The sequence below is a fragment of the Cellulomonas sp. KU4C genome, assembly GCF_056868065.1.
In genome coordinates this window covers 1,323,442-1,349,104 of the sequence record NZ_CP200322.1, presented here as the reverse complement: position 1 = coordinate 1,349,104, position 25,663 = coordinate 1,323,442, and the positions used below count along the sequence as shown (strand labels likewise).

The following is a 25,663-nucleotide window of genomic DNA, read 5'->3' as shown; positions in this document are numbered from 1 at the left end:
GTTCGTGCGCGCACGGACGTGCGCGGGAGTGGGGTCGAGGCACAGGTGCCGCGACGTCACCTTAGAGCCTGGTGAGGCTGCTGTGAAAGGGGAGGCGGGTGGGACCACCCGGTCAGTCGTGCAGCGGGTCCAGGCCGAGGGCCGGGAAGCTCGCCGCCCGGGTCGCGCGCACCGCCCGGTCGACGTCGTTCGCAGGGTCGAACCCCGCCGACCACGGCCGCCACACCAGGTCCGCGCCGTCCGACATCGTCCCCGGGCCAGGCCGCCCGTAGAGCTCCACGACCTGCGCGCGCCAGTCCTCCGGCAGCCGCGTCGCCGGGTCGACGGGGTGGTGCGCCGCGATCGCCAGCAGGTGCGTCCACGCGCGCGGCACCACGTCCACCACGGCGTACCCGCCGCCACCGAGCGCGAGCCACCGGCCGTCCGCGACCTCGTGCGCCAGGTCGTGCAGCCACGACGACACCAGGCGCTCCGCGTCCACGGACACGTCGAGGTTCGCGATCGGGTCCTCCACGTGCGCGTCGCAGCCGTGCTGGGACACGAGCACCTGCGGAGCGAACGCCCGGACCACCGCCGGCACGACCGCGTCGATCGCGCGCAGCCACGCGGCGTCACCGGTGTGCGACGGCAGCGCCAGGTTCACGGCGGTGCCCTCGGCGCCGGGCCCGCCCGTCTCGTCCGGGAAGCCCGTGCCGGGGAACAGGGTCGCGCCGCTCTCGTGCACCGACACCGTCAGCACCCGCGGGTCGTCCCAGAACGCGCGCTGCACGCCGTCGCCGTGGTGCGCGTCGACGTCGACGTACGCCACCCGCTCGGCACCGGCGTCCAGCAGCGCCCGGATCGCGACCGCGGCGTCGTTGTAGACGCAGAACCCGGACGCGGCGCCCGGCATCGCGTGGTGCATCCCGCCGGTCAGGTTCACCGCGTGCGCGCTGCGCCCCGCCCAGACGGCCAGCGCCGACTCGCGGCTGCCCGCGACGATCCGGGCCGCGGCCTCGTGCATGTGCGGGAAGACCGGGTCGTCCTCGGTGCCGATGCCCCGCGCCGGGTCGCCCGCGCCGCCCTCGGAGGCCCGCCGCACCGCCGCGACGTACGCGGCCTCGTGCGCGGTGCCGAGCTGGGCGTCGGTCGCGGGGTCGGCACCCACCACCTCGACGCCGGGCAGGTCCAGCAGGCCCAGGGACCGGGCCAGGCGCATCGTCAGGTCGAGCCGCAGGGGGGCCATCGGGTGACCCGCGCCGAAGTCGTACTCGAGGAGCTCCGGGGCCCACACCACACGCACGGCCCCGGTCATGGGCCCACGGTAGTCGCTGCGGGGTGGGGACCGGGCCACGGGGCGGCTACCGTGTCCCGCGCGCGCCCGCACGGGCCCGCGGACCCGCACGCGGCAGGAGGACGGATGGCACGCGGTGTGCCCGGCCTGCTGTGGTCCGGCCGCGAGCTCGTGGACCGGCTCGCGCGCCAGTCGCCGGCCCGGCTCGCGCTCGGGGTGTTCGCCGGCGTCATCGCCGTGTTCACCGCGCTGCTGTCGATGCCGTGGGCCACGGCGTCCGGCACCCGGGCCCCGTTCGTCGACGCCCTGTTCACCGCGACCTCCGCGGTCTGCGTGACCGGGCTGGTCACCGTCGACACCGGCACCTACTGGTCCACCGCGGGCCAGGCCACGATCCTCGTCGCCATCAAGATCGGCGGCCTCGGCGTCATGACGCTGGCGTCGATCCTCGGCCTGGCGGTGTCCCGCCGGATCGGCCTGACCCAGAAGCTGCTGGTCACCTCCGAGACCAAGACCACCCGGCTCGGCGAGGTCGGCTCGCTGGTCCGCACGGTCATCGTCACCTCCACCGCGCTCGAGGTCGCGATCGCGCTGCTGCTGGTCCCGCGGCTGCGGATCCTCGGCGACACCTGGTCCGAGGCGCTGTGGCACGGCGCGTTCTACGCGGTCTCCGCGTTCAACAACGCCGGGTTCATCCCCACCCGCGAGGGCCTGGCGCCGTACGCCGCCGACTGGTGGGTGCTGCTGCCGATCATCATCGGCGTGTTCATCGGGTCCCTCGGCTTCCCGGTGATCCTCAACGTCGCCCGCACCTGGCGCCGGCCGCGGCGCTGGAGCCTGCACTCCAAGCTCACGCTGACCACGAGCGCGGCGCTGGTCGCGTTCGGCGCCGTCGTCGTCGCCGCGTTCGAGTGGACCAACCCGCGCACGCTCGGCGGCATCGGCTGGTCGGAGACGCTGCTCGCCGCGCTGTTCGCCGGCGTGATGCCCCGCTCCGGCGGGTTCTCCACGGTCGACGTGGGCGACATGCACGAGGGCACCTGGCTGCTGCACGACGCGCTGATGTTCGTCGGCGGCGGCTCGGCGTCCACGGCCGGCGGCATCAAGGTCACCACGCTCGCCGTCATGCTGCTCGCCATCGTTGCGGAGGCCCGCGGCGACCGGGACGTCGAGGCCTACGGCCGGCGCATCCCGCGCGAGGCGCTGCAGGTCGCCATCGCCGTGTCCCTGGTCAGCGCGACCGTCGTGCTCGTCGCCAGCCTGCTGCTGCTCGCGATCACCGGCGAGACGCTGGACGTGGTGCTGTTCGAGGTGATCTCGGCGTTCGCGACCTGCGGGCTGTCCACCGGGCTCACCCCGACGCTCCCGGACGCGGGCAAGTACGTGCTCACCGTCCTGATGTTCATCGGCCGGACCGGCACGATGACGCTCGCCGCGGCACTCGCGCTGCGCAGCCGTCGCCGTGTCATCCGGCTGCCCGAGGAGAGGCCGATCATTGGATGACCTGACGAGGACCGGCGCGACCGGCCTGACCCCCATCGGCGGCCCCCGCGACGCGTCGCGGGACGACACCACCGCCCCACGGCCCGGGAAGGCCGCCAAGACGCCGAAGCGCGACGCGGGCATCCTCGTGATCGGGCTGGGCCGGTTCGGCTCGGCGATCGCGTCGACGCTCGACCGGCTCGGCCAGGACGTGCTGGCCGTCGAGCGCGACCCCGACCTGGTCGCCCAGTGGACCGGGCGGATCCCGCTGGTCGAGGCCGACGCCGCCAACCCCGAGGCGATGGAGCAGCTCGGCGCCCGCGAGTTCTCGGTCGCCGTCGTCGGTGTCGGGTCCTACCTGGAGGCGTCGGTGCTGATCACCGGCAACCTCGTCGACCTCGGCACCCCGCAGATCTGGGCCAAGGCCGTCAGCGCCGAGCACGCCCGCATCCTGCAGCGGATCGGCGCGCACCACGTCGTGCTGCCCGAGGCCGACGCCGGCTCGCGGGTCGCGCACCTCGTGTCGGGCAAGATGCTCGACTACATCGAGGTCGAGGACGGCTTCACGATCGTCAAGATGAAGCCGCCGCGCGAGACGCAGGGGTTCACCATCGGGCAGTCGAAGGTCCGCGAGCGGTACGGGGTGACGATCATCGGCGTGAAGTCGCCGGGCATCGACTTCGTCTACGCGACCCCCGAGACCCGGATCGGCGCGAACGACCTGCTGATCGTCTCCGGGCACGCCGAGCTGCTCGAGCGGTTCGCCGCCCGGCCGTGAGCGGGACCGAGCCCGGTCCGACCGCACCCCGGGACAGCCGCGGCCTGCTGCTCGCCGCGCTGCGCCGCGAGGACGGCCGCACCCAGGTCGAGCTCGCGCGCGCGACCGCGCTGTCCCCCGGGACGGTGTCCGCGGCCGTCGCGGCGCTCGAGTCGGAGGGGCTGGTCCGCGTCACGACGACCACCCGGTCCGGCCGGCGGGCGCGCTCGGTGCGGCTGGCCACCGCGGGCGGCGTGCTCGCGGGCGTGCACTGCTACCTCGACGAGGTGCGCGTGCTGCTCGACCTCGGCGACGGGGTCCCCGTGGAGCACACCGCGCCGCTGCGCAGCGGCCACCGGGCCGAGCACGCGGTGCGGGAGGCGCGCGCCCTGCTGGACCGGGCGCTGCGCGACACCGGGACGGATCCCGCCGCGGTCGCCGGCGTGGGCGTCGGCGTGCCCGCACCCGTCGAGGTCCGCTCCGGGCGGGTGGCGGGCGCCGGCGTCCGCGAGGGCTGGGGCGTCATGGTCGCCGCGCCGGGCCTGCTCGCCCCCGCCCCCGGGGTGCCCGTGGTGTTCGACAACGACGGCAACCTCGGCGCCCTCGCCGAGGCCCGCGTCGGCGCCGGGCGCGGCCGCCGCTCGGTCGTGCACGTCGCCGTCAGCGAGGGCGTGTCCGGCGGCATCGTCGTGGCCGGGGACGTCGTGCACGGGCGCAGCGGCACCGCCGGCGAGCTCGGCCACCTCACCATCGACCCCGACGGCCCGGTCTGCTCGTGCGGCAACCGCGGCTGCCTCCAGGTGTACGTCGGCTCCCCCGCCGTGCTCGGCCTGCTCGCCGGCAGCCACGGGCCGATGACCGTGCCCGAGCTGCTCGCGCGCGCCGCCGACGGCGACCCCGGGTGCCGCCGGGTGCTGTCCGACGTCGGCCGGCACCTCGGCACCGCCCTCGCGTCGGTGTGCACGGTGCTGGACCCGGACGTGCTCGTGGTCGGCGGGTCGCTGGCCGCCGCCGGCGACGTCCTGCTCGACCCGCTCCGGGAGGTCCTGGCCGAGCGCACCTCCGTGACCTCGGGGGACGTGGTCGAGGTGGTCGCCGGCGTGCTCGGCGCGGCCGCACCCGCACGGGGCGCGCTGCTGCTCGCCCGCGACGCCGTCCTGGCGGGGGCTGTCCGGGGGCGGGCCGTCCCGGAGGGGGCCGTCCGGCCCGGGTGAGCCGCGGCACGTCTCACCCGCTCATCTCCCGGCGCAGGATGCCGATGATCAAGGGAGAGCAGCCGACTCGCCCGGAGCGGCTCGCGACCGAGCGGGAGGTGCCCGGTGCCGCAGTCCCGGACCGCTCCCCCGTCCGCCCCGGACCTCGTGCCCTCCGCGACCGACCCGCTGCCGTCCCCGCGCCCGGCCGCCGACCACCTCACCGACGCCCCGGGCCTGGCGCGCCGCCTCGCCGCGCTCGAGCGCACCGGCGCCGTGCAGGCCGACCCCGAGCCCCGGTTCGACCGCGTCGTGCGCCTCGCCACGCAGCTGTTCGACGTGCCCAGCGCGACCGTCTCGCTGATCGGCGCCGGCGGTCCCGCGCACCAGGCCCCGCCCGCCGCGCCCGCCGAGGTCGCCGGGGCTGCCCCCGCGCCGGGCCTGCACTGCGACACCGCCGTCATCGAGGACCGCGGCCCCGACGCCCGGCTGCGGTTCTACGCCGAGCACCCCCTCGTCGGCCCGGACGGCCGCCGGATCGGCACCCTGTGCATCGCGGACACCAAGCCCCGCCGGTTCACTGCCGACCAGTCCGCGCTGCTGCGGGACCTCGCGCACTGGGTCGCCAAGGAGCTCGCGGTCGACGCCGAGCTCGCCCGCGCCCAGCAGGTGCAGATGGGCCTGCTCCCCCGCGAGGCCCCGCGGGTCGACGGCTACGAGCTGTCCGGCGCGTGCCTGCCGAGCAGCAGCGTCGGCGGCGACTTCTACGACTGGTACCCGGCCGGCGACGGCGTCGTGCTGACCCTCGCCGACGTGATGGGCAAGGGCCCCGCCGCCGCGATCCTCGCGGCCGCCGTCCGCGCCGTGCTGCGCGGGTCCGCCCAGGGCGACGGGGTCGACCGCGCGATGCTGCACGCGGGCGCCGTCCTGCACACCGACCTGTCCGACTCCGGCCTGTTCGCCACCGCGTTCCACGCGCGCCTCGAGCCCGCCACCGGCCGCGTGACCTACGCCGACGCGGGCCACGGGCTGACCCTGGTCGTGCGCGCCGACGGCACCTGGGAGCGCCTGGACGCGCTCGGCCTGCCCCTCGGCGTCACCGACGAGGCCACCCGCGAGCTCGGCGAGACCCACCTCGACCCCGGCGACCTGCTGGTCACGTTCAGCGACGGGGTGCTCGACCTGTTCGACGGGTCACTGCGCTGCATCCCGCTGCTCGCCGGCGAGCTCCTGCACTGCCCGAGCGCCGAGGAGGCCGTCCAGCGGCTGCTGCGCCTCGCGGCCGTCACCGACCCCCGCCCGGACGACATCACGGTCGTGGCACTCCGCCGTACCCCCTGACCGCCCACCCTCCTGCTCCCTCCCCCTTCTCCCCCGAGTGGATCCATCCGGGGAGACACGCCCGCGTGTCGAGCAGAGTGGATCCACCCCGGACATCGGGCCGGCGGCGCCACTCGCGGGGTGGATCCACACGGGGCGACACGCCGGCGTGTCGCGCGGGATGGATCCACCCGCCGCGGGTGGGTGAGCGTGGGCCGAGGGTGCGTGAGCGCGGGTGGGTGAGCGCGGGCCGAGGGTGCGTGAGCGCGGGTGGGTGAGCGCGGGCCGGGCGCGGGCAGCGTCCCTAGAGTGTGGGGGTGACGGACGTGGGAGCGGGGACGGGGCAGGCGCGGGCACGCGCGCAGCGGGTCGGGGCGGACGCGGCGATCGGCGACTGCGGTCTGTACACGCGCGGGCAGCGCGTCCCGGGCCGGGTGCCGCTGGACCGGGCGGGGGACGCCGCGCAGGGCACCGACGGGTTCGTGTGGATCGGCCTGCGGGAGCCGACGGAGTCCGACATCGCCGAGGTCGCCGCGGAGTTCGCGCTGCCGGCGCTGGCCGTCGAGGACGCGGTGCACGCCCACCAGCGCCCCAAGCTCGAGATCGACGACGACGTCGTGTTCGTGGTCCTCAAGCCGGTGCGCTACGTGGACCACGTGGAGGTCGTCGACGTCACCGAGATCGCGATGTTCCTGCGCCCGCACGCGGTCGTCTCGGTGCGGCACGGCGAGGGCGGGGTGCTGCGCCAGGTGCGCGCCGAGCTCGACGCGGGCGTGCCGCCGGAGCTCGACTTCGGCCCGGCGGGCGTGCTGTACCGGACCGCGGACCGGGTGGTCGACGCCTACGAGGAGGCTCTCGGGCACATCGACCTCGACGTCGACGACATCGAGCGGCTGGTGTTCGGGCCCGGTGAGGACGACCACGCGGAGCGGATCTACAAGCTCAAGCAGGAGGTCGCCGAGTTCCGCCGGGCGATGCTGCCGCTGCAGCGCCCGCTGGAGCGGCTCGCTGCCGGCGAGGTGCCGCACGTGCCGGAGGCGGCGCGGCCGTACTTCCGCGACGTGCTGGACCACCTGCTGCGGGCCGTGGACGCCATCGAGGTGATCGACCGGCAGCTCACGGACGTGCTGCAGGCGAACACGGCGCGCGTCACGACCGGCCAGTCCCGCGTCGCCCTGCGGCAGAACGAGGACATGCGCAAGATCTCGGCGTGGGCGGCCATCGCCCTGGTGCCGACCGCCATCGCGGGCATCTACGGCATGAACTTCGACCACATGCCCGAGCTCGGCACCCGCTACGGCTACTACGTGGTCCTGGCCGTCATCGTCGGGGCCTGCCTCACCCTGCACCGGGCCTTCCGCCGCAACCGCTGGCTGTGACGCACACGCACGGGGGCCGGGACGGATCGTCCGTCCCGGCCCCCGTGGGCGTGCTGCGTGCGATCAGCGGGCGCTGCTCGCGCGGCGCTTGTTGAAGATGTCGAACGCGACGGCCAGCAGGAGCACGAGGCCCTTGACGATCTGCTGCACCGACTGGTCGACGCCCATCAGCTGCATGCCGTTGGACATGACGGCCATGATCAGGCCACCGACCATCGCGCCGGTCACGCGACCGACACCACCGGTCGTCGACGCGCCACCGATGAAGCAGGCGGCGATCGCGTCGAGCTCGAACATGTTGCCGGCGCCGGGCTGGGCGCCGTTCGAGCGGGACGAGTAGACCGCACCGGCCACGGCGGCCAGGAAGCCCATGTTGACGAAGATCCAGAAGTTGACCTGCTTGACCTTCACGCCGGAGAGCTGGGCGGCGGACAGGTTGCCACCGATCGCGTAGACGTGGCGGCCGAACACCGTGCGGGTCGTGACCGTGTTGTAGACCAGGATCAGCACGGCCAGGATGATCAGCACGATCGGCAGGCCGCGGGAGTGCGCGAGCTGCCAGGCGAAGGCCATGACGACGGCCGCGATGGCGACGATCTTCAGGACGAACAGCGGCAGCGCCTCGACGGACTGCTGGTAGCGGACGCGGCCCATGCGCGAGCGCCAGGCGGAGAACGCGTAACCGGCGACCGCGATGCCCGCGATGATCAGCGTGAACGCGTCGTACCCGTCACCGCCGAGCAGGCCGTTGAGGAAGCCGCCGGCGACCTTCTGGTACGTCTGCGGGAACGGCGACAGGGAGATGTTGTTCAGCACCTGCAGCGTGAGGCCGCGGAACAGCAGCATGCCGGCCAGCGTCACGATGAACGCGGGGATCCCGACGTACGCCACCCAGAAGCCCTGCCAGGCGCCGACCACGAGGCCGACCGCCAGCGCGGCGAGGATGCCGAGCCACCACGGGTGGCCCTCCTTGATCACCACGATCGCGGAGACCGCGCCGGTGAGCGCCACGACGGACCCGACCGACAGGTCGATGTGCCCGCCGATGATGACGATCACCATGCCGATCGCGAGGATCAGGATGTACGAGTACTGCAGGACGACGTTGGTGAGGTTGCCCGGGGAGAGCAGCACGCCGTCCGTCAGGATCGCGAACAGTCCGATGATCGCGATGAACGCGATGTAGATACCACTTTGCCGCAGGTTCTTCGTGAAGATGTCCCGCAGGCCTGCAACAGCCGTCATCGAACCGTGTCCTTTTCCTTCGTCATGAGCTCCATGAGGCTCTCCGGGGTCGCCGTCGCACGCTCCTGGACGCCGGTGATCCGGCCGAACGCGAGCGTGTAGATGCGGTCGCAGATGCCGAGCAGCTCGGGCAGCTCGGAGGAGATGACCACGACGGCCTTCCCCGCGTCCGCGAGCTTGTTGATGATCGTGTAGATCTCGTACTTCGCACCGACGTCGATGCCACGGGTCGGCTCGTCCAGGATCAGGACCTCGGGGTCCGTGTAGATCCACTTGGACAGGACGACCTTCTGCTGGTTGCCGCCGGAGAAGCTTGCCGGTCAGCGCCATGACGGTCGGCGACTTGATGTTCATGGACCGCCGGTACTCCTCGGCGACCTTGATCTCCTCGTTGCCGTTGACCCAGCCGGCCTTCGACAGCTTGCCGAGCGCGGCCGCGGAGATGTTCTGGCGGATGTCCTCGATGAGGTTCAGCCCGTACGTCTTGCGGTCCTCGGTGGCGTACGCGAGGCCGTGGTCGATCGCCTCGCGGACGGTCCGGGTCTTGATCTCCTTGCCGTGCAGGAAGACCTTGCCCGAGATGTTGCGGCCGTAGGAGCGGCCGAAGACGCTCATGGCGAGCTCGGTGCGCCCGGCGCCCATCAGTCCGGCGATGCCGACGATCTCGCCCGCGCGGACGTTGAAGCTGGCGCCGTCGACGACGACGCGGCCCGGCTGCGTGGGGTGCTCGACGTGCCAGTCCTCGACCCGGAACACCTCCTCGCCGGGGTGGCCCTCGTGCGGCGGGTACCGGTGCTCGAGGTCGCGGCCGACCATGCCCTTGATGATCCGGTCCTGCGTGACCTTGTCCTCGACCATGTCGAGGGTCTCGATCGTCTTGCCGTCGCGGATGATCGTGGTGGAGTCGGCGATCTCGGCGATCTCGTTGAGCTTGTGCGAGATCATGATCGAGGTGATGCCCTGGCCCTTGAGGTGCCGGAGCAGCGTGAGCAGGTGCTCGGAGTCCGAGTCGTTCAGCGCGGCCGTGGGCTCGTCGAGGATGAGCAGCTTGACCTTCTTGGACAGCGCCTTGGCGATCTCCACGAGCTGCTGCTTGCCGACGCCGAGCTGGCCGATCGGGGTGACCGGGTTCTCGTCCAGGCCGACCCGGGCGAGCAGCACGGCCGCCTCGGAGTTCGCCTTGTTCCAGTCGATCACGCCGCCGCGCGAGCGCTCGTTGCCGAGGAAGATGTTCTCCGCCACCGAGAGGTACGGCACCAGGGCGAGCTCCTGGTGGATGATCACGATCCCCTTGTCCTCGGAGTCGTTGATCGAGCCGAACTCGACCGTCTCCGAGTCGAAGCGGATCTCACCCTCGTAGGTGCCGTGCGGGTACACGCCCGACAGCACCTTCATGAGGGTGGACTTGCCGGCCCCGTTCTCCCCGCAGATCGCGTGGATCTCTCCCCGCTTGACGTTCAGGTTGACGTCCTGCAGAGCCTTGACCCCGGGAAAGGTCTTGGTGATGGAGTGCATTTCCAGGATGTGGTCGCTCATGCGGCCTCGACCGTCCTCAGTCGTGTCGGGCGATGGATCACGTCGCCGCGGGGCCGGCCGGCACCGGTTCGGGTGCCGGCCGGCCCGCGTCGGTCACGCGGTGGGGTCGAGCGGGTCAGGAGGCCTGACCGGCCGCGACCTCCTCCTCGGTCCAGTAGCCCGAGTCGATCAGGAGCGCCTGGATGTTGTTGGCGTAGACGATGTCGGACTCCAGCAGGAAGCTGGGGACGACCTTCACGCCGTTGTCGTAGTCCTCGGTGTTGTTCGCCTCGGGCTCCTCGCCCTCCAGGAACGCCTGCGCCGAGATGACGGCCTGCTCCGCGAGCTTGCGGGTGTCCTTGAAGATCGTCGAGAACTGCACGCCGTCCTGGATGAGCTTGACGGAGGCGATCTCGGCGTCCTGGCCGGTCACGATCGGCAGGCCGGCCTCGATGCTGTCGCCGTAGCCGGCGTTCTGCAGCGCGGTGATGATGCCGCGGGAGATGCCGTCGTAGGGCGAGAGCACGCCGTCGACCTTGGAGCCGTCCGAGTAGGTGGACGTCAGGACGTCCTCCATGCGCTTCTGGGCGGTCTCCTGGAGCCAGCGGAGGGTGGCGACCTGCTCGATCTCGGTCTGGCCGGACTTCACCACGAGCGTGCCGTTGTCGATGTACGGCTGCAGCGTGTCCATCGCGCCCTTGAAGAAGAAGTGCGCGTTGTTGTCGTCCAGCGAGCCCGCGAACAGCTCGATGTTGAACGGGCCGGTGGCGCCGAGCTCGGCGCCCGCCTCGTCGAGGATGCCCAGGCCGACGAGCAGCGAGGTGGCCTGCTGGACGCCGACGTTGTAGTTGTCGAACGTGACGTAGAAGTCGACGTTCTCGGTGTCGCGGATCAGGCGGTCGTACGCGATCACCGGGATGCCGGCGTCGGCCGCGGCCTGCAGCTGGTTCGACAGCGCGGTGCCGTCGATCGAGGCGACGATCAGCAGGTCGACGCCCTTGGTGATCATCTGGTCGATCTGCTGCGACTGCGTGGGGATGTCGTCCGCCGCGTACTGCAGGTCGACCGAGTAGCCGGCCTCCTCGAGCTGGCTCTTCACGGCGTCGCCGTCGGCGATCCACCGCTCGGAGGTCTCGGTCGGCATCGCGACGCCGATCGTCATGTCGGCCGGGTCGCCCCCGCCGGTCTCGTCGCTGCTGCTGCTGCCGGCGCCGCCGCCGGAGCACGCCGCCAGGCCGAGCGCGAGAACGCCGCCGAGGGCGACGATCTTGATGCTCTTCATGTCCTTCTCCTCCTCGAGAGGGTTGCTGACCTCGTCGTCTGCGGGCTCGTGAAAGCCTCTTCGCCCGTCCTTGCCCTACGCCGCTTCGCGGGGGCGAACCCCGTCGTCGGCGAGCACAGGCACACTCTCCCGGCCTTGTGTTCAAGAAGTCAAGCCATAGGTGCAGGGCGCAGGTTGCAGATGGGTAACGGCGCCGCGGCTACCTACAGACACCGGTATCCGTGCAGGTCACGGCCGTTCCGGAGATGTCACCCGGCCTCGTCCGGCACCCCCGGAGACCGCGGGCGAGCTCGACGTTGAGTTCGCTTCCCGAACCCACTACGCCGTTCGGGTGGCTCCCTGCCGCGGGAAGCCGCCTCCCACCCCGGTCCGCCTGAACCCAGCACGACGACGGCCCGCCACCCCTCGCGCGGGGGTGGCGGGCCGTCGGCCGGGGTCGGACGGGGCTACAGGCCCTGCGCCACGCGGTAGTACACCTGGTTCCAGCGCACCTGGTCGCGGAAGCCGCGGCGGGTGGTGTGCTCGTCGATCACCAGCAGCTCGGTGCCCGCGATCTCCGCGAAGATCTCGAACGCCTCGACGCCCGCGGCCGTCGACATGACGGTGTGGTGCGCGCCGCCCGCGGTCAGCCAGGCCTCCGCCGACGTGGCGAAGTCCGGACGCGGCTCCCACACGGCACGGGCCACCGGCAGGTTCGGCAGCTCCTGCGTCGGGGGCACGATGTCGACGACGTTGGCGGTCAGCCGGAACCGGTCCCGCATGTCCGCCATCGAGACGACGACGCCCTCGCCCGGGTCCGCGTCGAACACCATGCGGACCGGGTCCTCCTTGCCGCCGATGCCGAGGGGGTGGATCTCCACCTTCGGCTTCGACGTCGTCAGGGACGGGCAGATCTCGAGCATGTGCGCGCCGAGGATCTTCTCCGCACCGGGCGTCAGGTCGTAGGTGTAGTCCTCCATCAGGGAGGCGCCACCGGGCAGCCCCTCGCCCATCACCTTGGCCGCGCGCACCAGGACGGCGGTCTTCCAGTCGCCCTCGGCACCGAACCCGTAGCCCTTGGCCATCAGCCGCTGCACCGCGAGGCCCGGCAGCTGGCGCAGCGCGCCCAGGTCCTCGAAGTTGGTCGTGAACGCCTTCGCGCCCACCGACGTCAGGAACGTCTCCAGCGCGACCTCCTGCCGGGCCGCGTAGCGCAGCGACTCGTGGCGGTCCCCGCCGCGGCGCAGCTCGGGCACGACGTCGTACAGGTCCTCGTACTCGGCGACCAGGGCGTCGACGTCCGCGTCCGCGACGGCGTCCACCGCGGCGACCAGCTCGTTGACGCCCCAGGTGTTGACCGTGACGCCGAACCGCAGCTCGGCCTCCGTCTTGTCGCCCTCGGTGACGGCGACGTTGCGCATGTTGTCGCCGAACCGGGCGAGCGTGAGCTCGTGCGTGGCGGCCCAGCCCGCGGCGGCGCGCACCCAGGTGCCGACCCGCTTCGTGACGGCCGGGTTGGACGCGTGGCCGACGACCGTGGTGCGGGCGACGCCCAGGCGGGTCGCGATGTACGCGTACTCGCGGTCGCCGTGCGCGGCCTGGTTGAGGTTCATGAAGTCCATGTCGATGCTGTCCCAGGGCAGCTCGACGTTCGCCTGCGTGTGCAGGTGCAGCAGCGGCTTGCGCAGCTGGTCCAGGCCGGCGATCCACATCTTCGCGGGGCTGAACGTGTGCATCCAGGTGATGACGCCCAGCACGCGGTCGTCGGAGTTCGCGTCGAGCATCGCCCGGCGGATCGACGCGGAGTCCTTCAGCACCGGCTTCCACACGACCGTGACCGGCACGTCGGACGCGGCGTCGAGCTGGCGCGCGACCTCCTGCGACTGCTCGGCGACCTGGCGGAGGGTCTCCTCCCCGTACAGGTCCTGGCTGCCGGTGAAGAACCAGACCTCGCGGTCGGCGTAGGGCTTGGTCATGCGTCCTGCTCCTTCGTGGTGGTGGCGGGGGCAGCACTGCCCTGGCCGTAGACGTTCTGGTAACGGGCGTACAGGGAGTCGACGTCGGCCTGCGGGATGCGGGTCGGCTCGCCGAGCTGGCGGGAGATGTGCACCGTGCGGGCGACCTCCTCGACCATCACGGCGGCCTTGACCGCCGCCTTGGCGTCCTTGCCGATCGTGAACGGGCCGTGGTTGCGCATCAGCACCGCGGGGCTGCGCGAGTCCCGCAGCGTCTCGACGATGCCGCGGCCGATCGAGTCGTCGCCGATCAGCGCGAACGGGCCGACGGGGATGTCGCCGCCGAACTCGTCGGCCATCATCGTCAGCACGCACGGCACCGGCTCCGCGCGGGCGGCCCAGGCCGTCGCGTAGGTCGAGTGCGTGTGCACGACGCCGCCGATCTCGGGCATGTGCGTGTACACGTACGCGTGCGCGGCGGTGTCCGAGGACGGGCTGCGGGTGCCGTCGACCAGGGTGCCGTCGAGGTCGCACACGACCATCGACTCCGGGGTCAGCTCGTCGTAGGTGACGCCCGACGGCTTGATCACGAGCAGGTCGTCGGCCGACGGCACGCCGTCCGGGGACACGACGACGCGCTGCGACACGTTGCCCGCCGTCCAGACGATCAGCTCCCAGCGGGGCAGCTCGGCGTGCAGCGTCGCGACCACCTCGCGGGTGCGCGCGACCGCGTCCTGCACCTCGGCCGGGTAGTCGGCGAGGGTCCGGGTCATCTCAGGGGTGTCCTTCCGGTGGTCGGGTCAGAGCGCCGCGGTGGCGGCGCGCTCGACGGCGAGGCCCGCGCGGTAGCGGTCCAGGAACGTGGCGTAGCCCGCCACGTCGGCGGCGTCGGGCTCGGCGACGTCGAGCTCCGCCGCGCCGAACACCCGGGTGCCCAGGTACTCGTCGAGGGACAGCCCGTCGCCGGCGGAGCGGTAGGCGGCCAGCACGGCGATGCCCCACGCGCCGCCCTCGGCCGCGGTCTCGCCGACGGCGACCGGCGCGTCGATCGCGGCGGCCAGCAGCCGCTGCGCGACGCCCGCCGTCCGGAACATGCCGCCGTGCGCGAACATCGTGTCGATCGCGACGCCCTCGCCCGCCAGCACCTGCATGCCGAGGCTCAGCGTGCCGAACGCGGAGTAGATCTGCGTCCGCATGAAGTTGGCCAGCGTCAGGCGGCTGTCCGGGGTGCGCACGACCAGCGGCCGGCCCTCGTCCAGACCGGTGATCGGCTCGCCGGACAGGTAGTTGTAGGCCAGCAGCCCGCCGCCGTCGGCGTCGCCCTCGAGCGCGGCCCGGAACAGGGTGCCGAACACGTCGTCCGCGGACGCCGTCGCCCCGAGCCCGGTCGCGAACTGGCCGAACAGGCCCGCCCACGCGTTGAGCTCGCTCGCGCCGTTGTTGCAGTGCACCATCGCGACCAGGTCGCCGGCGGGCGTCGTGACGACGTCGAGCTCGTGGTGCACCCGCGTCAGCGGCTTCTCCAGGACGACCATCGCGAAGATCGACGTCCCGGCGCTGACGTTGCCGGTGCGCGGCGCGACCGAGTGGGTCGCGACCATGCCGGTGCCGGCGTCGCCCTCGGGCGGGCAGAGCGGGATGCCGGCCGACAGGGTGCCGGTCGGGTCGAGCAGCGCGGCGCCCTCGGCGGTCAGGCTGCCGGCGTCCGCCCCGGCCACGAGCACCTCGGGCAGCAGGTCGGTCAGGCGCAGGCCGGGCCGGCGGGACGCGACGTGCTCGTCGAACTGGGCGACCATGCCGCGGTCGTAGTCGCGCGTCGCCGGGTCGATGGGGAACATGCCGGACGCGTCGCCCACGCCGAGGACCCTGCGGCCCGTCAGGCGCCAGTGCACGTACCCGGCCAGCGTCGTCACGAAGTCGACCTGCGGCACGTGGGCCTCGTGGTCGAGGACCGCCTGGTAGTAGTGCGCGATCGACCACCGCAGCGGGATGTTGAACCCGAGCAGGTCGGTGAGCTCGCCCGCCGCGCGCCCGGTCGAGGTGTTCCGCCAGGTGCGGAACGGCACCAGCAGCTCACCGTCCGCGTCGAACGCCAGGTAGCCGTGCATCATCGCGGAGACGCCGAGGCCGCCGAACGTCGTCGGGCGCACGCCGTACCGCTGCTCGACGTCGGCCAGCAGCGTGGCGACGGCCTCCTGCAGGCCCGCCCACACGGCGTCGAGCGAGTACGTCCACACCCCGTCGACGAGCTGGTTCTCCCACTCGTGGCTGCCGGTCGCGACCGGCGCGTGGTCCGGTCCGACCAGGCAGGCCTTGATCCGGGTCGACCCGAGCTCGATGCCGAGGGACGTGCGCCCCTCGGCGAGGGCCGCCCGCAGGTCGTCCTGCTGCTGCTGCGTCATCGCGTCGCTCCGTCCTCTGCGCCCGGGCGTCGCTGCCCAGGCCGTCCACCCCGTGCCGCACCCGTCCGGCGCGGCACCCTGCTCTCGATGTTAGCGCTCACATCTCTCGCGCGGAAGTCGCGCCGGACGGGCGAGAGGTCACGACTCGCTGACCTCGGGCTCCTCCGGTCCGCGTGTCGTGACCTCTCGTGCGCGCGCGGGCCGGGAGGTCGCGCTCGGGCGGGGCGCGGCGGTGCTGGCCCGGGGGACGAGGGTGGCCGGGAGGAGGGTGCGCGGGACGTCCTCGCCCGCGAGCGCACGGACCAGCGCGTCGATCGCGGAGCGGCCCAGCGCCGGGAAGTCCTGCCGGACCGTCGTCAGCGGCGGCACGAAGTACGCGGCACCGGCCTCGTCGTCGAACCCCACCACCGACACGTCCTGCGGGACACGCACCCCCCGCTCCCAGAACGCGCGCAGCAGCCCGAGCGCGAGCTGGTCGTTCGCCGCCAGCACCGCCGTCGGCAGCCCCGCGTCCACCAGACGCAGCCCCTCGCGGTAGCCGGACTCCGCCGACCAGTCGACCTCCACCGGGTCCGGCGCAGCGACGCCCGCCGCCGCGCACGCCTCCCGCCAGCCCGCCAGCCGCTCCTGCGCGTCGAACCAGTCCTGCGGGCCCGCGAGGTGCACGACCTCCCGGTGCCCGAGGTCGACCAGGTGCCGGGTCGCCGCGCGGGCGCCCTCCCGCTGGTCCACCCCCACCGCGACGACCCGGCCCGGCCCGGCCACGTGCGCGCCGGACGTCACCGTCACCACCGGCACCGGCGCGGCGAACGCCGTCACCGCCTCCGCGACGTCGACCTGCGGGGCGATGATCGCGATGCCCTCCACCGCCTGGTCGAGGAAGTGGTCCAGCGCCGCGCGCATCGTGCCCGCGTCGAACCGGTCGATCGCCGCGACGCTCACGTAGTAGCCGACCTCCCGGGCCGCGCTCTCCAGCCCCAGCAGCGTGCTGGTGGGCCCGTGGTCCGCCGACGCCGTCGTCAGCACGCCCAACGCACCCGACCGGCGCGTCACCAGGGCCCGCGCGGCGCTGTTGCGCCGGTAGCCCAGCTCGGCGATCGCGGACAGCACGCGCTCCCGGGTCTCGGGCCGGACGCTCGGGTGGTCGTTGAGCACCCGCGACACCGTCTGGTGCGAGACGCCCGCGAGCGCGGCGACGTCGCTCATGGCCGGCGGGCGCACCGGGGTGCCGGACACCGGGGCCTACCGGTCCTGGGTCGGCTCGGCCGGCAGCGCGGCCCGGCCCAGCTCCCGCGACCGCTCGTACGCCGCGCGCGCCGCCGCGACCACGCCCGCCCGCACCCCGTGGGCGTCGAGCTGCGCGACCCCGGCGACCGTCGTGCCGCCGGGCGACGACACCCGCTCCCGCAGCACCACCGGGTGGTCGCCCGTGCTGCTCGCCAGCGCCGCCGAGCCCTCGACGGTCGCCACCGCGAGCCGGGTCGCGAGGTCGCGGGTCAGACCCAGCAGCACCCCCGCCTCGGCCATCGCGTCGATCAGGTAGAACGCGTACGCCGGACCGGAGCCCGAGATCGCGGTCACCGCGTCCAGGTCCTTCTCCGCGACCCGCACCACCAGGCCGGTCGCCGCGAGCGCCTGCTCCACGAGGTCCAGGTGCTCGTCGGTCGCGTGCGTGCCCGGCGCGATCGCGCTCGCGCCCTTGCCCACCAGGGCCGGGGTGTTCGGCATCACCCGCACGACCGGCGTGCCCTCGGGCAACGCCGCCTCGTACGCGGCGACCGGCACGCCCGCGGCCACCGAGACGACGAGCGTCCCGGGCTTCAGCGCCGGCGCGATCTCCGCGAGCACCTCCGGCACCACCTGCGGCTTCACCGCCACGAGCACCAGGCCCGCGCGGCTCGCGGCCTTCTTGTTCGGGTCCGCCGCCCGCACGCCGTACCGCCCCGACAGCTCCGTGGCGCGCGCCGCGCTCCGCTCGGTGACGTCGACGTCGTCCGCCGTCCACCCGGCCGCCAGCAGCGCGGTCACGAGCGCCTCGCCCATGACACCCCCGCCCAGGACCGCGGTGTGGGGTCGTGCCGTCGAGGTCATGCGTGCTCCTGGGGGTCGCGGGGCCGGGGCGGCGGACGTCCCCTGACTCGCGAGCGTAGCCGGGCGGGGCGAGGCGGCGCAGAGCCCGGCGACACCGCGACCAACGTGGGGGTGGGCGGGCGACGGGGGCTTGGTCGCGGTGGCGGAGGGCCGACCCTCCCCGGGGTGGATCCACCCGGAGCGACTCGCCGGGCGTGGCGAACGGGAATCGTCCACGCCGCAGCGGGGTGGATCCACCCGGCGCACCGGCAGCGAAGTGGATCCACCCGGTGGCGTGGCGGCGGACCGGCGTCAGGCGGGCAGGAGGAGACCGTCGCGGAGCAGGCCTCGGACGTCCGGGAGGACGTCGGCGGCGACCGCGCCCGCGTCGACGTCCAGGAGGGCACCCAGCGCGCCGACGATCTGGCTGACGGTCAGCTCGCCGTCGCAGGCGCCCACGAGGCCCGCGAGCGCCGTGCCGACCTGGACCGTCCGGCCGAGGCCACCGCCCTGCCGGAGCAGCACGATCTGCGGGTCCGCGTCGCCGGGGCGCAGGTAGCGCTCCTCGGTGACGTCCTCGGCGACGCGCAGGCGCTCGGCGGCGAGGGCGTCGTCGTCGCGGGCCCGGAGCCAGTCGTGGGCGGCGAGGCTCGCCCCGAGGGTCGGACCCAGCGGCTGGCGGACCGTGCCGGTCACCTCCTCGAGCCGCCGCAGCCGGGGACCCGCGTCCTGCTCGGGCCGGCGCAGCGTGACGACCCCGAACCCGATCGCCTCGACGTCGCGGGACCCGAAGTCGTCCAGCCAGGCCGCGTACCGGGCGCGCCACGCGGCGGGGTCGCGGTCCGGCGTAGTGCCGCCGTCGCGGATCCAGGTCTCGGCGTACTGCGCGGGGTCCTGGAGCTCGCGCTGCACGACCCAGCCGTCCAGCCCGGACGCGTCCAGCCACGCCCCGACGCGCTCGTCCCAGGACTCGCCGCGCCGCACCTCCCAGTTGCCGAGCAGCTGCGCGACGCCCCCGGGCGCGAGCACCGCGCCGACCGACGTGACCAGGTCGGACACGATGGCGTCGCCGGTGCGGCCGCCGTCGCGGTACTCGTACGTCGGGACGTCCCCCGAGGCGCGCGGGGTGATGACGAACGGCGGGTTGCTGACCACCAGGTCGAACCGCTCCCCCGCGACCGGCTCGAGCATCGAGCCGAGCCGCAGGTCCAGGCGGTCCAGCCCCGCGAGCCCCGCGTTGAACCGCGCGAACCCGAGCGCCCGCGCCGAGATGTCCGTCGCGACGACCGCGCCCGAGTGCCGCGACGCGTGCAGCGCCTGGATGCCGCAGCCGGTGCCGAGGTCGAGGGTCCGGCCGCGCGGGTCGCGCACGGTCACCTGGGCGAGGGTGGTCGAGGCGCCGCCGACGCCGAGCACGTGGTCGGTGCGCAGCGCGCCGCCGGTGGCGAGCTCCCCGAGGTCGGAGGCGATCCACCAGTCGACGGTCCCGGCGCCGTCCTCGGCCTCGTAGGGGCGCAGGTCGACGCGGGCACGGACCTCGTCGTCGGCGCCCGACCCGGCCGTCGTGACGAGCCCGAGCCGCTCGGCCCCGGGGACGCCGAGCGACGGGAGCGCCGCCGCGAGCGCGCGCCCGGGCACGGGCACGCCGAGCACGAACGCCCGCACGAGCACCGCCCGCGGGTCGGCGGCGTCGGCGGTGGCGCGCAGCGCGGGCACGGGCTCCTCGCGGTGCAGCGCGGCGGCGGCGACCGGGCCCAGCAGGTCCTCGACACCCGGGACCGTGAACCCGGTGGCCCCGAGGTCGGCGCGCAGGGCGGCCAGCAGGGCCGGGTCGGTCGTCAGGGGCTCGGCGGTCGAGGGGGTCGGCGTGTCCACCGGCCCATCCTCCCCCGCGCCGGGCCGAGGCACGCGGTCGAGCCCGATCGGCGCCGAGACAGGACCCCCGCGCCGAGTCAGGGCCGCCGGACGCCCTGTCTCGGCGCGAGCGCCCTATCTCGGCGAAGCAGGCGGGGTCGGCGCAGCAGGCGGGGTGGGCGCAGCGGGCGGGGTGGGCGCAGCGGGCGGGGTGGGCGAAGCGGGTCGGGCGAGGGGCTCGCCGCCGGGGCCGTCGCCGTCGCCGCGCCCGTGCGGGGCGTACGGGGTGTGCGGCACCAGCTCGTCCTGCCAGCGCGTCGCGTACCAGCCGGTCGGGCCGCCGGACTCGAGCGTCACGACGCCGGTGTTGTCCAGCACCCGCACGGCCGCCACCCCGGTGTCGAGGTTCGCCGCCCGGGTGATCGCCCAGAGCCGGATCACCGCACCGTGGCTGACCGCCGCGACGGTCGACGCCCCGCCGGCGCGGATCTCCTCGACGACCGCCTCGAACCGGTCGAGCGTGGCGCGGCCGGTCTCGCCGCCGGGCATCCGCGCGGACAGGTCGCCGCCCGCCCAGGCGAGCATCGTCCGCAGGTACCGCTCCACGGAGGAGGGGTCGGTCCGCATCTCCAGCTCCCCGGCGGCGACCTCCCGCAGGCCCTCGCGGACCTGCACGTCCAGGCCGTGCGGGCGGGCGACGGCGGCGGCCGTGGCCCGGGCCCGGTCGAGGTGCGAGGCGTAGACCGCCTCCAGCGGCTCGGACGCGAACGCGTCGCCGACCGCCCGCGCCTGGCGCTCGCCCTCGGCGGTCAGCGGCGCGCCCGGCGCGGCGGTGTCCAGCGCCGAGACGAGGTTCGAGCCGGTCTGACCGTGCCGGACGAGGTGCAGGCGCACGGGATCAGGCGTCGCAGTTCTCGGTGATGTACGTGCTGAGGTCGTCCCCGGCGGTCGTGAGGTCCTCGGAGTCGGCGCTCTGGGAGAACTCCGCGATCGCCGCGGTGAAGGCCTCCTGGTCGGTGACGTCGATGTCGGACAGGGCGTCGTCGAGCTGCCCGAACATGTCCGTGAACACCTGCCAGTCGTCGGCGATCTCGTCCGGCGCCTCGACGGCCTCGAACTTGTCCCGCGCCTCGCCGATCGCCGCCGCGAACGCCTCGGGGTCGTTGCCGAGGGACCCCGCGGCGTCGATCTGGGTGATGGCGTCCTCGCCGCCCTCGCAGAACGCCTGGGCGTCGCCCCCGCCGGAGCAGGCGGCCAGCGGGACGAGCAGCCCGACGAGCGCGACCCCGACGAGGGCGCGGCGGGCGACGGGCGGGGTGGAGCGGCGCGGTCGGCTCATGCCACCCACCCTGCCGGACGCACGCCCGGACGTCGACCAGACGTCACGCCGGCAGGCTGACCTCCCGCTCGAGCCGCGCCTCCTCGTCGACGCGCGCCGCCCGCAGCCGGGACACCACGACCGCCCCGAACGCGATCAGCGCCGCCAGCACCGCGATGGTCAGCCGGAGCACCTGGTTCGCGTCGTCGCCGATGCTCACCGTGACCACGGCCGGGGCGATCAGCAGCGCGACCAGGTTCATCACCTTGATCAGCGGGTTGATCGCCGGGCCCGCGGTGTCCTTGAACGGGTCGCCGACGGTGTCGCCGATGACGACCGCGGCGTGCGCGGGCGAGCCCTTGCCGCCGTACCGGCCGTCCTCGACGAGCTTCTTCGCGTTGTCCCACGCGCCGCCGGAGTTCGCGAGGAACACCGCCATCAGCACGCCCGACCCGATCGCCCCGGCCAGGAACCCCGCGAGCGGCCCGATGCCGAGCCCGAACCCGACCGCCACCGGCGCGGACGCCGCGAGCAGCCCGGGCGTCGCGAGCTCGCGCAGCGAGTCCCGGGTGCAGATGTCGACGACCTTGCCGTACTCGGGCCGCTCGGCGCCGGTCATGATCCCGGGGTGCTCGCGGAACTGGCGGCGCACCTCGAACACGATCGCGCCGGCCGCGCGGGTCACCGCGTCGATCGCCAGGCCGGAGAACAGAAAGACGGTCGCCCCGCCGAGGATCACCCCGACGAGCGTCACCGGGCTGATCACCTGGTAGTCCGTCATCGCCAGGACGATGTCGCCGGGCACCTCGGTCAGCGACAGCCGCGACACCGCCCCCGCGACGGCGTCCGCGTAGGAGCCGAACAGCGCCGTGGCCGCGAGCACCGCGGTGGCGATCGCGATGCCCTTGGTGACGGCCTTCGTCGTGTTCCCGACGGCGTCGAGGTCGGTGAGGATCTGCGCGCCCTCCTCGGTGACGTCGCCGGACATCTCGGCGATGCCCTGCGCGTTGTCGCTCACCGGTCCGAACGTGTCCATCGCGACGATCACCCCGACGGTCGTCAGCAGCCCGCAGCCCGCGAGCGCCACCGCGAACAGCGACAGCGCGATCGAGCCGCCGGACAGCAGGAACACCCCGCAGATCGCCGCCGCGATGATGCCCGCGGTGTAGACGGCCGACTCGAACCCGACGCCGATGCCGGACAGCACGACCGTCGCCGCGCCCGTCTGGGAGGTCCGCGCGACGTGGATCGTCGGCTTGGACGTCGTCCCGGTGAAGTACCCGGTGACCCACAGGATCAGGCCGGCCAGCACGACACCGATCGCCACCGCGCCCGCGGCGACCACCCGCGGGTCGCCGTCGTCGGCGCCCAGCCCGGCCGTGCCCGCCAGCTCGGTGAACGACGACGGCAGGTACGCGAACGCCGCCACCGCCGCCAGCACCGCGCCCGCGACCGCCGCGATCGCGAACCCGCGGTTGATCGCGGTCAGCCCGCTCTCGTCGCCGCGCACCCGCGTCACCAGCACCCCGAGCCCCGCGACGAGCGCGCCGATCGCCGTGACGACCAGCGGGAACACCAGCCCCTGCTCGCCGAACGCCGCCCGCCCGAGGATCAGCGCCGCCACCAGGGTCACCGCGTACGACTCGAACAGGTCCGCGGCCATGCCCGCGCAGTCGCCGACGTTGTCCCCCACGTTGTCCGCGATCGTCGCGGCGTTGCGCGGGTCGTCCTCGGGGATGCCCTGCTCGACCTTGCCCACCAGGTCGGCGCCGACGTCGGCCGCCTTGGTGAAGATCCCGCCGCCGACCCGCATGAACATCGCCAGCAGCGCCGCGCCGAACCCGAAGCCCTCCAGCACCGCCGGCGCCTCGCCCCGGTACAGCAGCACCACGACCGCCGCGCCCAGCAGGCCCAGGCCGACGACGGACATCCCGACGACGCCACCGGTCCGCAGGGCGATCCGCGCCCCCTCGGCCCGACCGCCCGGCAGCGACGCCGCCGCCGCGACCCGCACGTTCGCGCGCGTCGCCAACCACATCCCGAGGTAGCCGATCGACGCCGAGAAGCCCGCCCCGATCAGGAAGAACACCGACCTGCCGATCTTGACCCCCGCGTCGCCGGGCAGCAGGAACAGCAGCGCGAACACGACGACCGCGAACAGCACCAGCGTCCGCAGCTGGCGGGCGAGGTACGCCGACGCGCCCTCCTGGATGGCGGCGGCGATCGCCTGCATCGACGCCGACCCCTCGTCGGCCGCGAGCACCTGACGGCGGAGCACCACCGCGACGACCAGGGCTGCGACCGCCAGGGCGGCGATGACGGCGACGACCACGAGACTGCCGGACCCGAGCTCGACCATGCATCCTCCTCGGACGCAGCCGCGGGCCCTGCACAGGCCGCGGCCGGTGGGTACACGCCGCTCCGTTGCCGCGTGAGGGGGCCACTGTAGCCAGACGCGTCCGGGTTGTCCGGAAAAGGGAAGAACGTCCTCGGTCCTCGTTGCGCCGTTCGGGTGACACCCCCAAGGTTCCGGTGCCGCGGGACGTCTGAGCGGGCGACAAGGTGGTGCAGAGGACGACAGGGGGGACGGCCGTGGCCTGGGAACGACAGCTCGAGGACTTCGTGCGGGAGCGGGGTGACGCGCTCGTGGGGTACGCCTACCTCCTGACCGGCGACCTCGCTGCCGCCGAGGACCTCGTGCAGGAGGGGCTCGTCCGCACCTGGACGCGCCGACGCGCCGGTGCCGACGTCGCGTGGCTCGAGGCGTACGTGCGCCGCTGCATGCTGCACGCGTTCGTCGACGGCCGACGCCGGTCGCGGCGGTGGCACGACGTCGCGCACCTGGTCGCCGCGCCCGAGCTTCTCCGGCGACGCGGACCGCGGTGCGGACGACCGCGACGCGGTGCTCCGGGCCCTCACCCACCTCAGCCCGCGGCAGCGCGCGTGCGTGGTCCTGCGGTTCTACGAGGACCTGCCCGTGCACGACATCGCCGTCCGGCTGGAGCTCTCCGACGGCGCCGTCGGCCGCTACCTCCACGACGCGAACCGCACCCTGGCCCCGCTGCTCGGCGAGCAGCCCGGGCTCACCGCCGAGGACCTCCCGACCGCGAAGGGCGGCGCACGATGAACCAGGACCTGGAGACCGCCCTGCGCGACCTCGCCGCCGACGCGGCCGGCGCGCACCGCGCCCGTGCCACCGCGGGCGCCGGCACGCTGCTGCCCCCGACCGTCCGTCGCGTCCGACGCCGCCGCGCCGTCCGGGCCGCCGCCGGGACCGTGGGCGGCATGGTCGTCCTCACCGGCGTCGTGCTCGGGGGACTCGCGCTCGCGCAGGAGGCCCCCCCGCAGCCCGCGGCGCCGACCCCGGTGCCCTCGACCACCCCGGCGCCGACGCCGACGCCCACACCGAGCCCCACACCGAGTGCCACGCCGGAGACGCCCGCCGTCGTCCTCCCCACCGGCGACCCGACGCTGCCGTTCGGCGCGTGCGGGTCCCTCGCCACCTCCGCACCGGCGGCCCCCGTCGACCCGGCGTTCTCCGCCACCGCCGTCCCGTACGTGACCTCCGCCGTCGCGGGCGGCGCGGTCGCCGTGACCTCGGAGGTCGGCGTCGGCGAGTACGGCAGGTACGGCGCCGTCCACCCCGGCGGGGCGCGCGTCTCCGTGCTGCGGGACGGCGTGGTCGTCGGCAGCACGTCGGTCGGGCGCGACACCTGGGTCGTCGACGAGGACGGTGGGTCGGACGTCCCGATCGGGGTCGACTGGCTCCCCCTGGCCGTGTGCGGCCCCGAGACCCAGCCGGGCGTGAGCGCGGGCGCCCCGCTGCCGGCCGGGGACTACGAGATCCTGCCGTGGTCCGACGTGGTCGCCCTGGGGTCGTCCTGGGAGGCGCTGACCGGCCCCGACGGCGTCCGGCGCGACGCCGAGGACCTGGTCGCCGAGCTGGGCACCCCGGCGACCGCCGTCGGCACGCCGACGACGATCACGGTCACCGGGACCGCGGACGCGATGGCACCCCTGCCCTTCGCCGGCGAGCCCCCGCGCGCACCGGTCGCGTCACCGCCGCTCACCTGCGGCGACCCCGCTCCGGTGGCCGACCCCGCGAACCCGGTGCACCTGTCCTCCGACCTCGTGGGGGCGACGCTGACCCCGGCCGACCTCGCCTCGGTCACGTCGAGCCTCACCTACGAGGGCGGAGGGCGCATGACGATCATGGTCGGCGCCGTCCACCTCCTGGCCCTGAGCGAGGGCCGGATCGTCGGCAACACGCCCCTGTACTACGAGGGCGGGGCGCTCTACGAGCTCGCCGGCGGCCTCCCGCTGGACTTCACGGAGCCCGTGTACGAGCCGGTCGCCTGCGTCCCGGGTGAGCCCGTGTACACCTCGGACGTCCCGCTGGGTGCCGGCACCTACGAGGTCGTCATCGCCGTCGAGGTCATGCCGGTGGCGGGACCCCAGGAGGTGCTGTGGGCGTCCGTGCCCGCCGGACGCGCCACGCTCGTCGTCGGGTGACCGGGCACCCGGGCCCGCCAGCACGGTCGGCGGGCCCGGGTGCGCCGACCGGGTGAACCGCCGCCGGCCCCCAACGTTCCGCCCGAGGCGCTCGTCCCACCTCACGACAGGATCACCGGGACCACCC

19 protein-coding genes and 2 pseudogenes are annotated in these 25,663 nt (G+C 74.2%); 8 read left to right on the top strand and 13 right to left on the bottom strand.

Features of this window, described 5'->3' with window-relative positions; all coding sequences use genetic code 11:
• Nucleotides 1-112: 112 nt before the first annotated feature.
• A complete protein-coding gene (locus tag AC1VL8_RS06375; protein ID WP_483074585.1) occupies nt 113-1,294 on the bottom strand; it encodes an acetoin utilization protein AcuC in 1,182 nt (393 codons plus the stop codon).
• A 105-nt stretch (nt 1,295-1,399) separates the two neighbouring features.
• Between AC1VL8_RS06375 and AC1VL8_RS06370 the strand changes: the two genes are divergently transcribed.
• The 5 genes from AC1VL8_RS06370 to AC1VL8_RS06350 all read left to right on the top strand — a co-directional run bounded on the left by AC1VL8_RS06370 (nt 1,400) and on the right by AC1VL8_RS06350 (nt 7,404).
• Entirely contained in the window at nt 1,400-2,776 is a 1,377-nt protein-coding gene (locus tag AC1VL8_RS06370; RefSeq protein WP_483074584.1) for a TrkH family potassium uptake protein, read from the top strand.
• A 121-nt stretch (nt 2,777-2,897) separates the two neighbouring features.
• Complete coding sequence (locus AC1VL8_RS06365; RefSeq protein WP_389234055.1) at nt 2,898-3,533, top strand: potassium channel family protein; 636 nt, start codon at nt 2,898-2,900, stop codon at nt 3,531-3,533.
• Nucleotides 3,530-4,726 (top strand): ROK family transcriptional regulator, encoded by a 1,197-nt coding sequence (locus AC1VL8_RS06360; protein WP_389233394.1) that lies wholly within the window; start codon nt 3,530-3,532, stop codon nt 4,724-4,726. Before AC1VL8_RS06365 ends, AC1VL8_RS06360 begins: the two co-directional genes overlap by 4 nt.
• A 105-nt stretch (nt 4,727-4,831) precedes the next feature.
• Nucleotides 4,832-6,046 carry a PP2C family protein-serine/threonine phosphatase gene (locus AC1VL8_RS06355; protein WP_483074583.1) on the top strand — a complete coding sequence of 405 codons (1,215 nt, stop codon included), beginning with the start codon at nt 4,832-4,834 and terminating at the stop codon, nt 6,044-6,046.
• Nucleotides 6,047-6,342: 296 nt separating this feature from the next.
• Nucleotides 6,343-7,404: a magnesium and cobalt transport protein CorA gene (locus AC1VL8_RS06350; protein ID WP_483074582.1), complete on the top strand. Its 1,062-nt coding sequence runs from the start codon at nt 6,343-6,345 to the stop codon at nt 7,402-7,404.
• A 63-nt stretch (nt 7,405-7,467) separates the two neighbouring features.
• On the opposite strand, the gene mmsB is transcribed toward AC1VL8_RS06350, so the two are convergent.
• From mmsB to AC1VL8_RS06290, 12 genes and pseudogenes are all read right to left on the bottom strand, one after another.
• A complete protein-coding gene (gene mmsB, locus AC1VL8_RS06345; RefSeq protein ID WP_483074581.1) occupies nt 7,468-8,649 on the bottom strand; it encodes a multiple monosaccharide ABC transporter permease in 1,182 nt (393 codons plus the stop codon).
• Nucleotides 8,646-10,185 (bottom strand): annotated as a pseudogene (gene mmsA, locus AC1VL8_RS06340) (multiple monosaccharide ABC transporter ATP-binding protein). Before mmsA ends, mmsB begins: the two are co-directional and overlap by 4 nt.
• Before the next feature lie 115 nt (nt 10,186-10,300).
• Nucleotides 10,301-11,446, bottom strand: coding sequence for a multiple monosaccharide ABC transporter substrate-binding protein (gene chvE / locus AC1VL8_RS06335; RefSeq protein ID WP_389233408.1), 1,146 nt, complete (start codon nt 11,444-11,446; stop codon nt 10,301-10,303).
• Nucleotides 11,447-11,892: 446 nt separating this feature from the next.
• A complete protein-coding gene (gene araA / locus AC1VL8_RS06330; RefSeq protein WP_389233411.1) occupies nt 11,893-13,401 on the bottom strand; it encodes an L-arabinose isomerase in 1,509 nt (502 codons plus the stop codon).
• Complete coding sequence (locus AC1VL8_RS06325; RefSeq protein WP_483074580.1) at nt 13,398-14,153, bottom strand: L-ribulose-5-phosphate 4-epimerase; 756 nt, start codon at nt 14,151-14,153, stop codon at nt 13,398-13,400. The genes araA and AC1VL8_RS06325 overlap by 4 nt, the downstream gene beginning before the upstream one ends.
• A gap of 27 nt (nt 14,154-14,180) precedes the next feature.
• The gene (locus AC1VL8_RS06320; protein ID WP_483074579.1) at nt 14,181-15,782 is read right to left on the bottom strand and encodes a xylulokinase; all 1,602 of its coding nucleotides are present in this window, start codon (nt 15,780-15,782) and stop codon (nt 14,181-14,183) included.
• A gap of 138 nt (nt 15,783-15,920) precedes the next feature.
• On the bottom strand, nt 15,921-16,988 hold the full coding sequence (locus AC1VL8_RS06315; protein ID WP_389233420.1) for a LacI family DNA-binding transcriptional regulator: 1,068 nt from the start codon (nt 16,986-16,988) through the stop codon (nt 15,921-15,923).
• A 36-nt stretch (nt 16,989-17,024) separates the two neighbouring features.
• Nucleotides 17,025-17,873 carry a pyrroline-5-carboxylate reductase gene (proC, locus tag AC1VL8_RS06310; RefSeq protein ID WP_483074578.1) on the bottom strand — a complete coding sequence of 283 codons (849 nt, stop codon included), beginning with the start codon at nt 17,871-17,873 and terminating at the stop codon, nt 17,025-17,027.
• 291 nt (nt 17,874-18,164) lie between these two features.
• Nucleotides 18,165-19,727 carry a DUF7059 domain-containing protein gene (locus AC1VL8_RS06305; protein ID WP_483074577.1) on the bottom strand — a complete coding sequence of 521 codons (1,563 nt, stop codon included), beginning with the start codon at nt 19,725-19,727 and terminating at the stop codon, nt 18,165-18,167.
• Nucleotides 19,728-19,841: 114 nt separating this feature from the next.
• Entirely contained in the window at nt 19,842-20,600 is a 759-nt protein-coding gene (locus AC1VL8_RS06300) for a histidine phosphatase family protein (protein ID WP_483074576.1), read from the bottom strand.
• A 4-nt stretch (nt 20,601-20,604) separates the two neighbouring features.
• Complete coding sequence (locus tag AC1VL8_RS06295) at nt 20,605-21,045, bottom strand: hypothetical protein (protein WP_389233449.1); 441 nt, start codon at nt 21,043-21,045, stop codon at nt 20,605-20,607.
• A gap of 43 nt (nt 21,046-21,088) precedes the next feature.
• Nucleotides 21,089-23,383: a sodium-translocating pyrophosphatase gene (locus AC1VL8_RS06290; RefSeq protein ID WP_483074575.1), complete on the bottom strand. Its 2,295-nt coding sequence runs from the start codon at nt 23,381-23,383 to the stop codon at nt 21,089-21,091.
• A gap of 203 nt (nt 23,384-23,586) precedes the next feature.
• Here AC1VL8_RS06290 and AC1VL8_RS06285 point away from each other — a divergent pair.
• The 3 genes and pseudogenes from AC1VL8_RS06285 to AC1VL8_RS06275 form a co-directional block, all read left to right on the top strand.
• Nucleotides 23,587-23,787, top strand: a pseudogene (locus tag AC1VL8_RS06285) (sigma factor); the annotation flags it as partial.
• Nucleotides 23,788-23,926: 139 nt separating this feature from the next.
• Entirely contained in the window at nt 23,927-24,151 is a 225-nt protein-coding gene (locus tag AC1VL8_RS06280; protein ID WP_483076195.1) for an RNA polymerase sigma factor, read from the top strand.
• Nucleotides 24,148-25,536: a hypothetical protein gene (locus tag AC1VL8_RS06275; RefSeq protein ID WP_483076276.1), complete on the top strand. Its 1,389-nt coding sequence runs from the start codon at nt 24,148-24,150 to the stop codon at nt 25,534-25,536. The genes AC1VL8_RS06280 and AC1VL8_RS06275 overlap by 4 nt, the downstream gene beginning before the upstream one ends.
• Nucleotides 25,537-25,663: the final 127 nt, after the last annotated feature.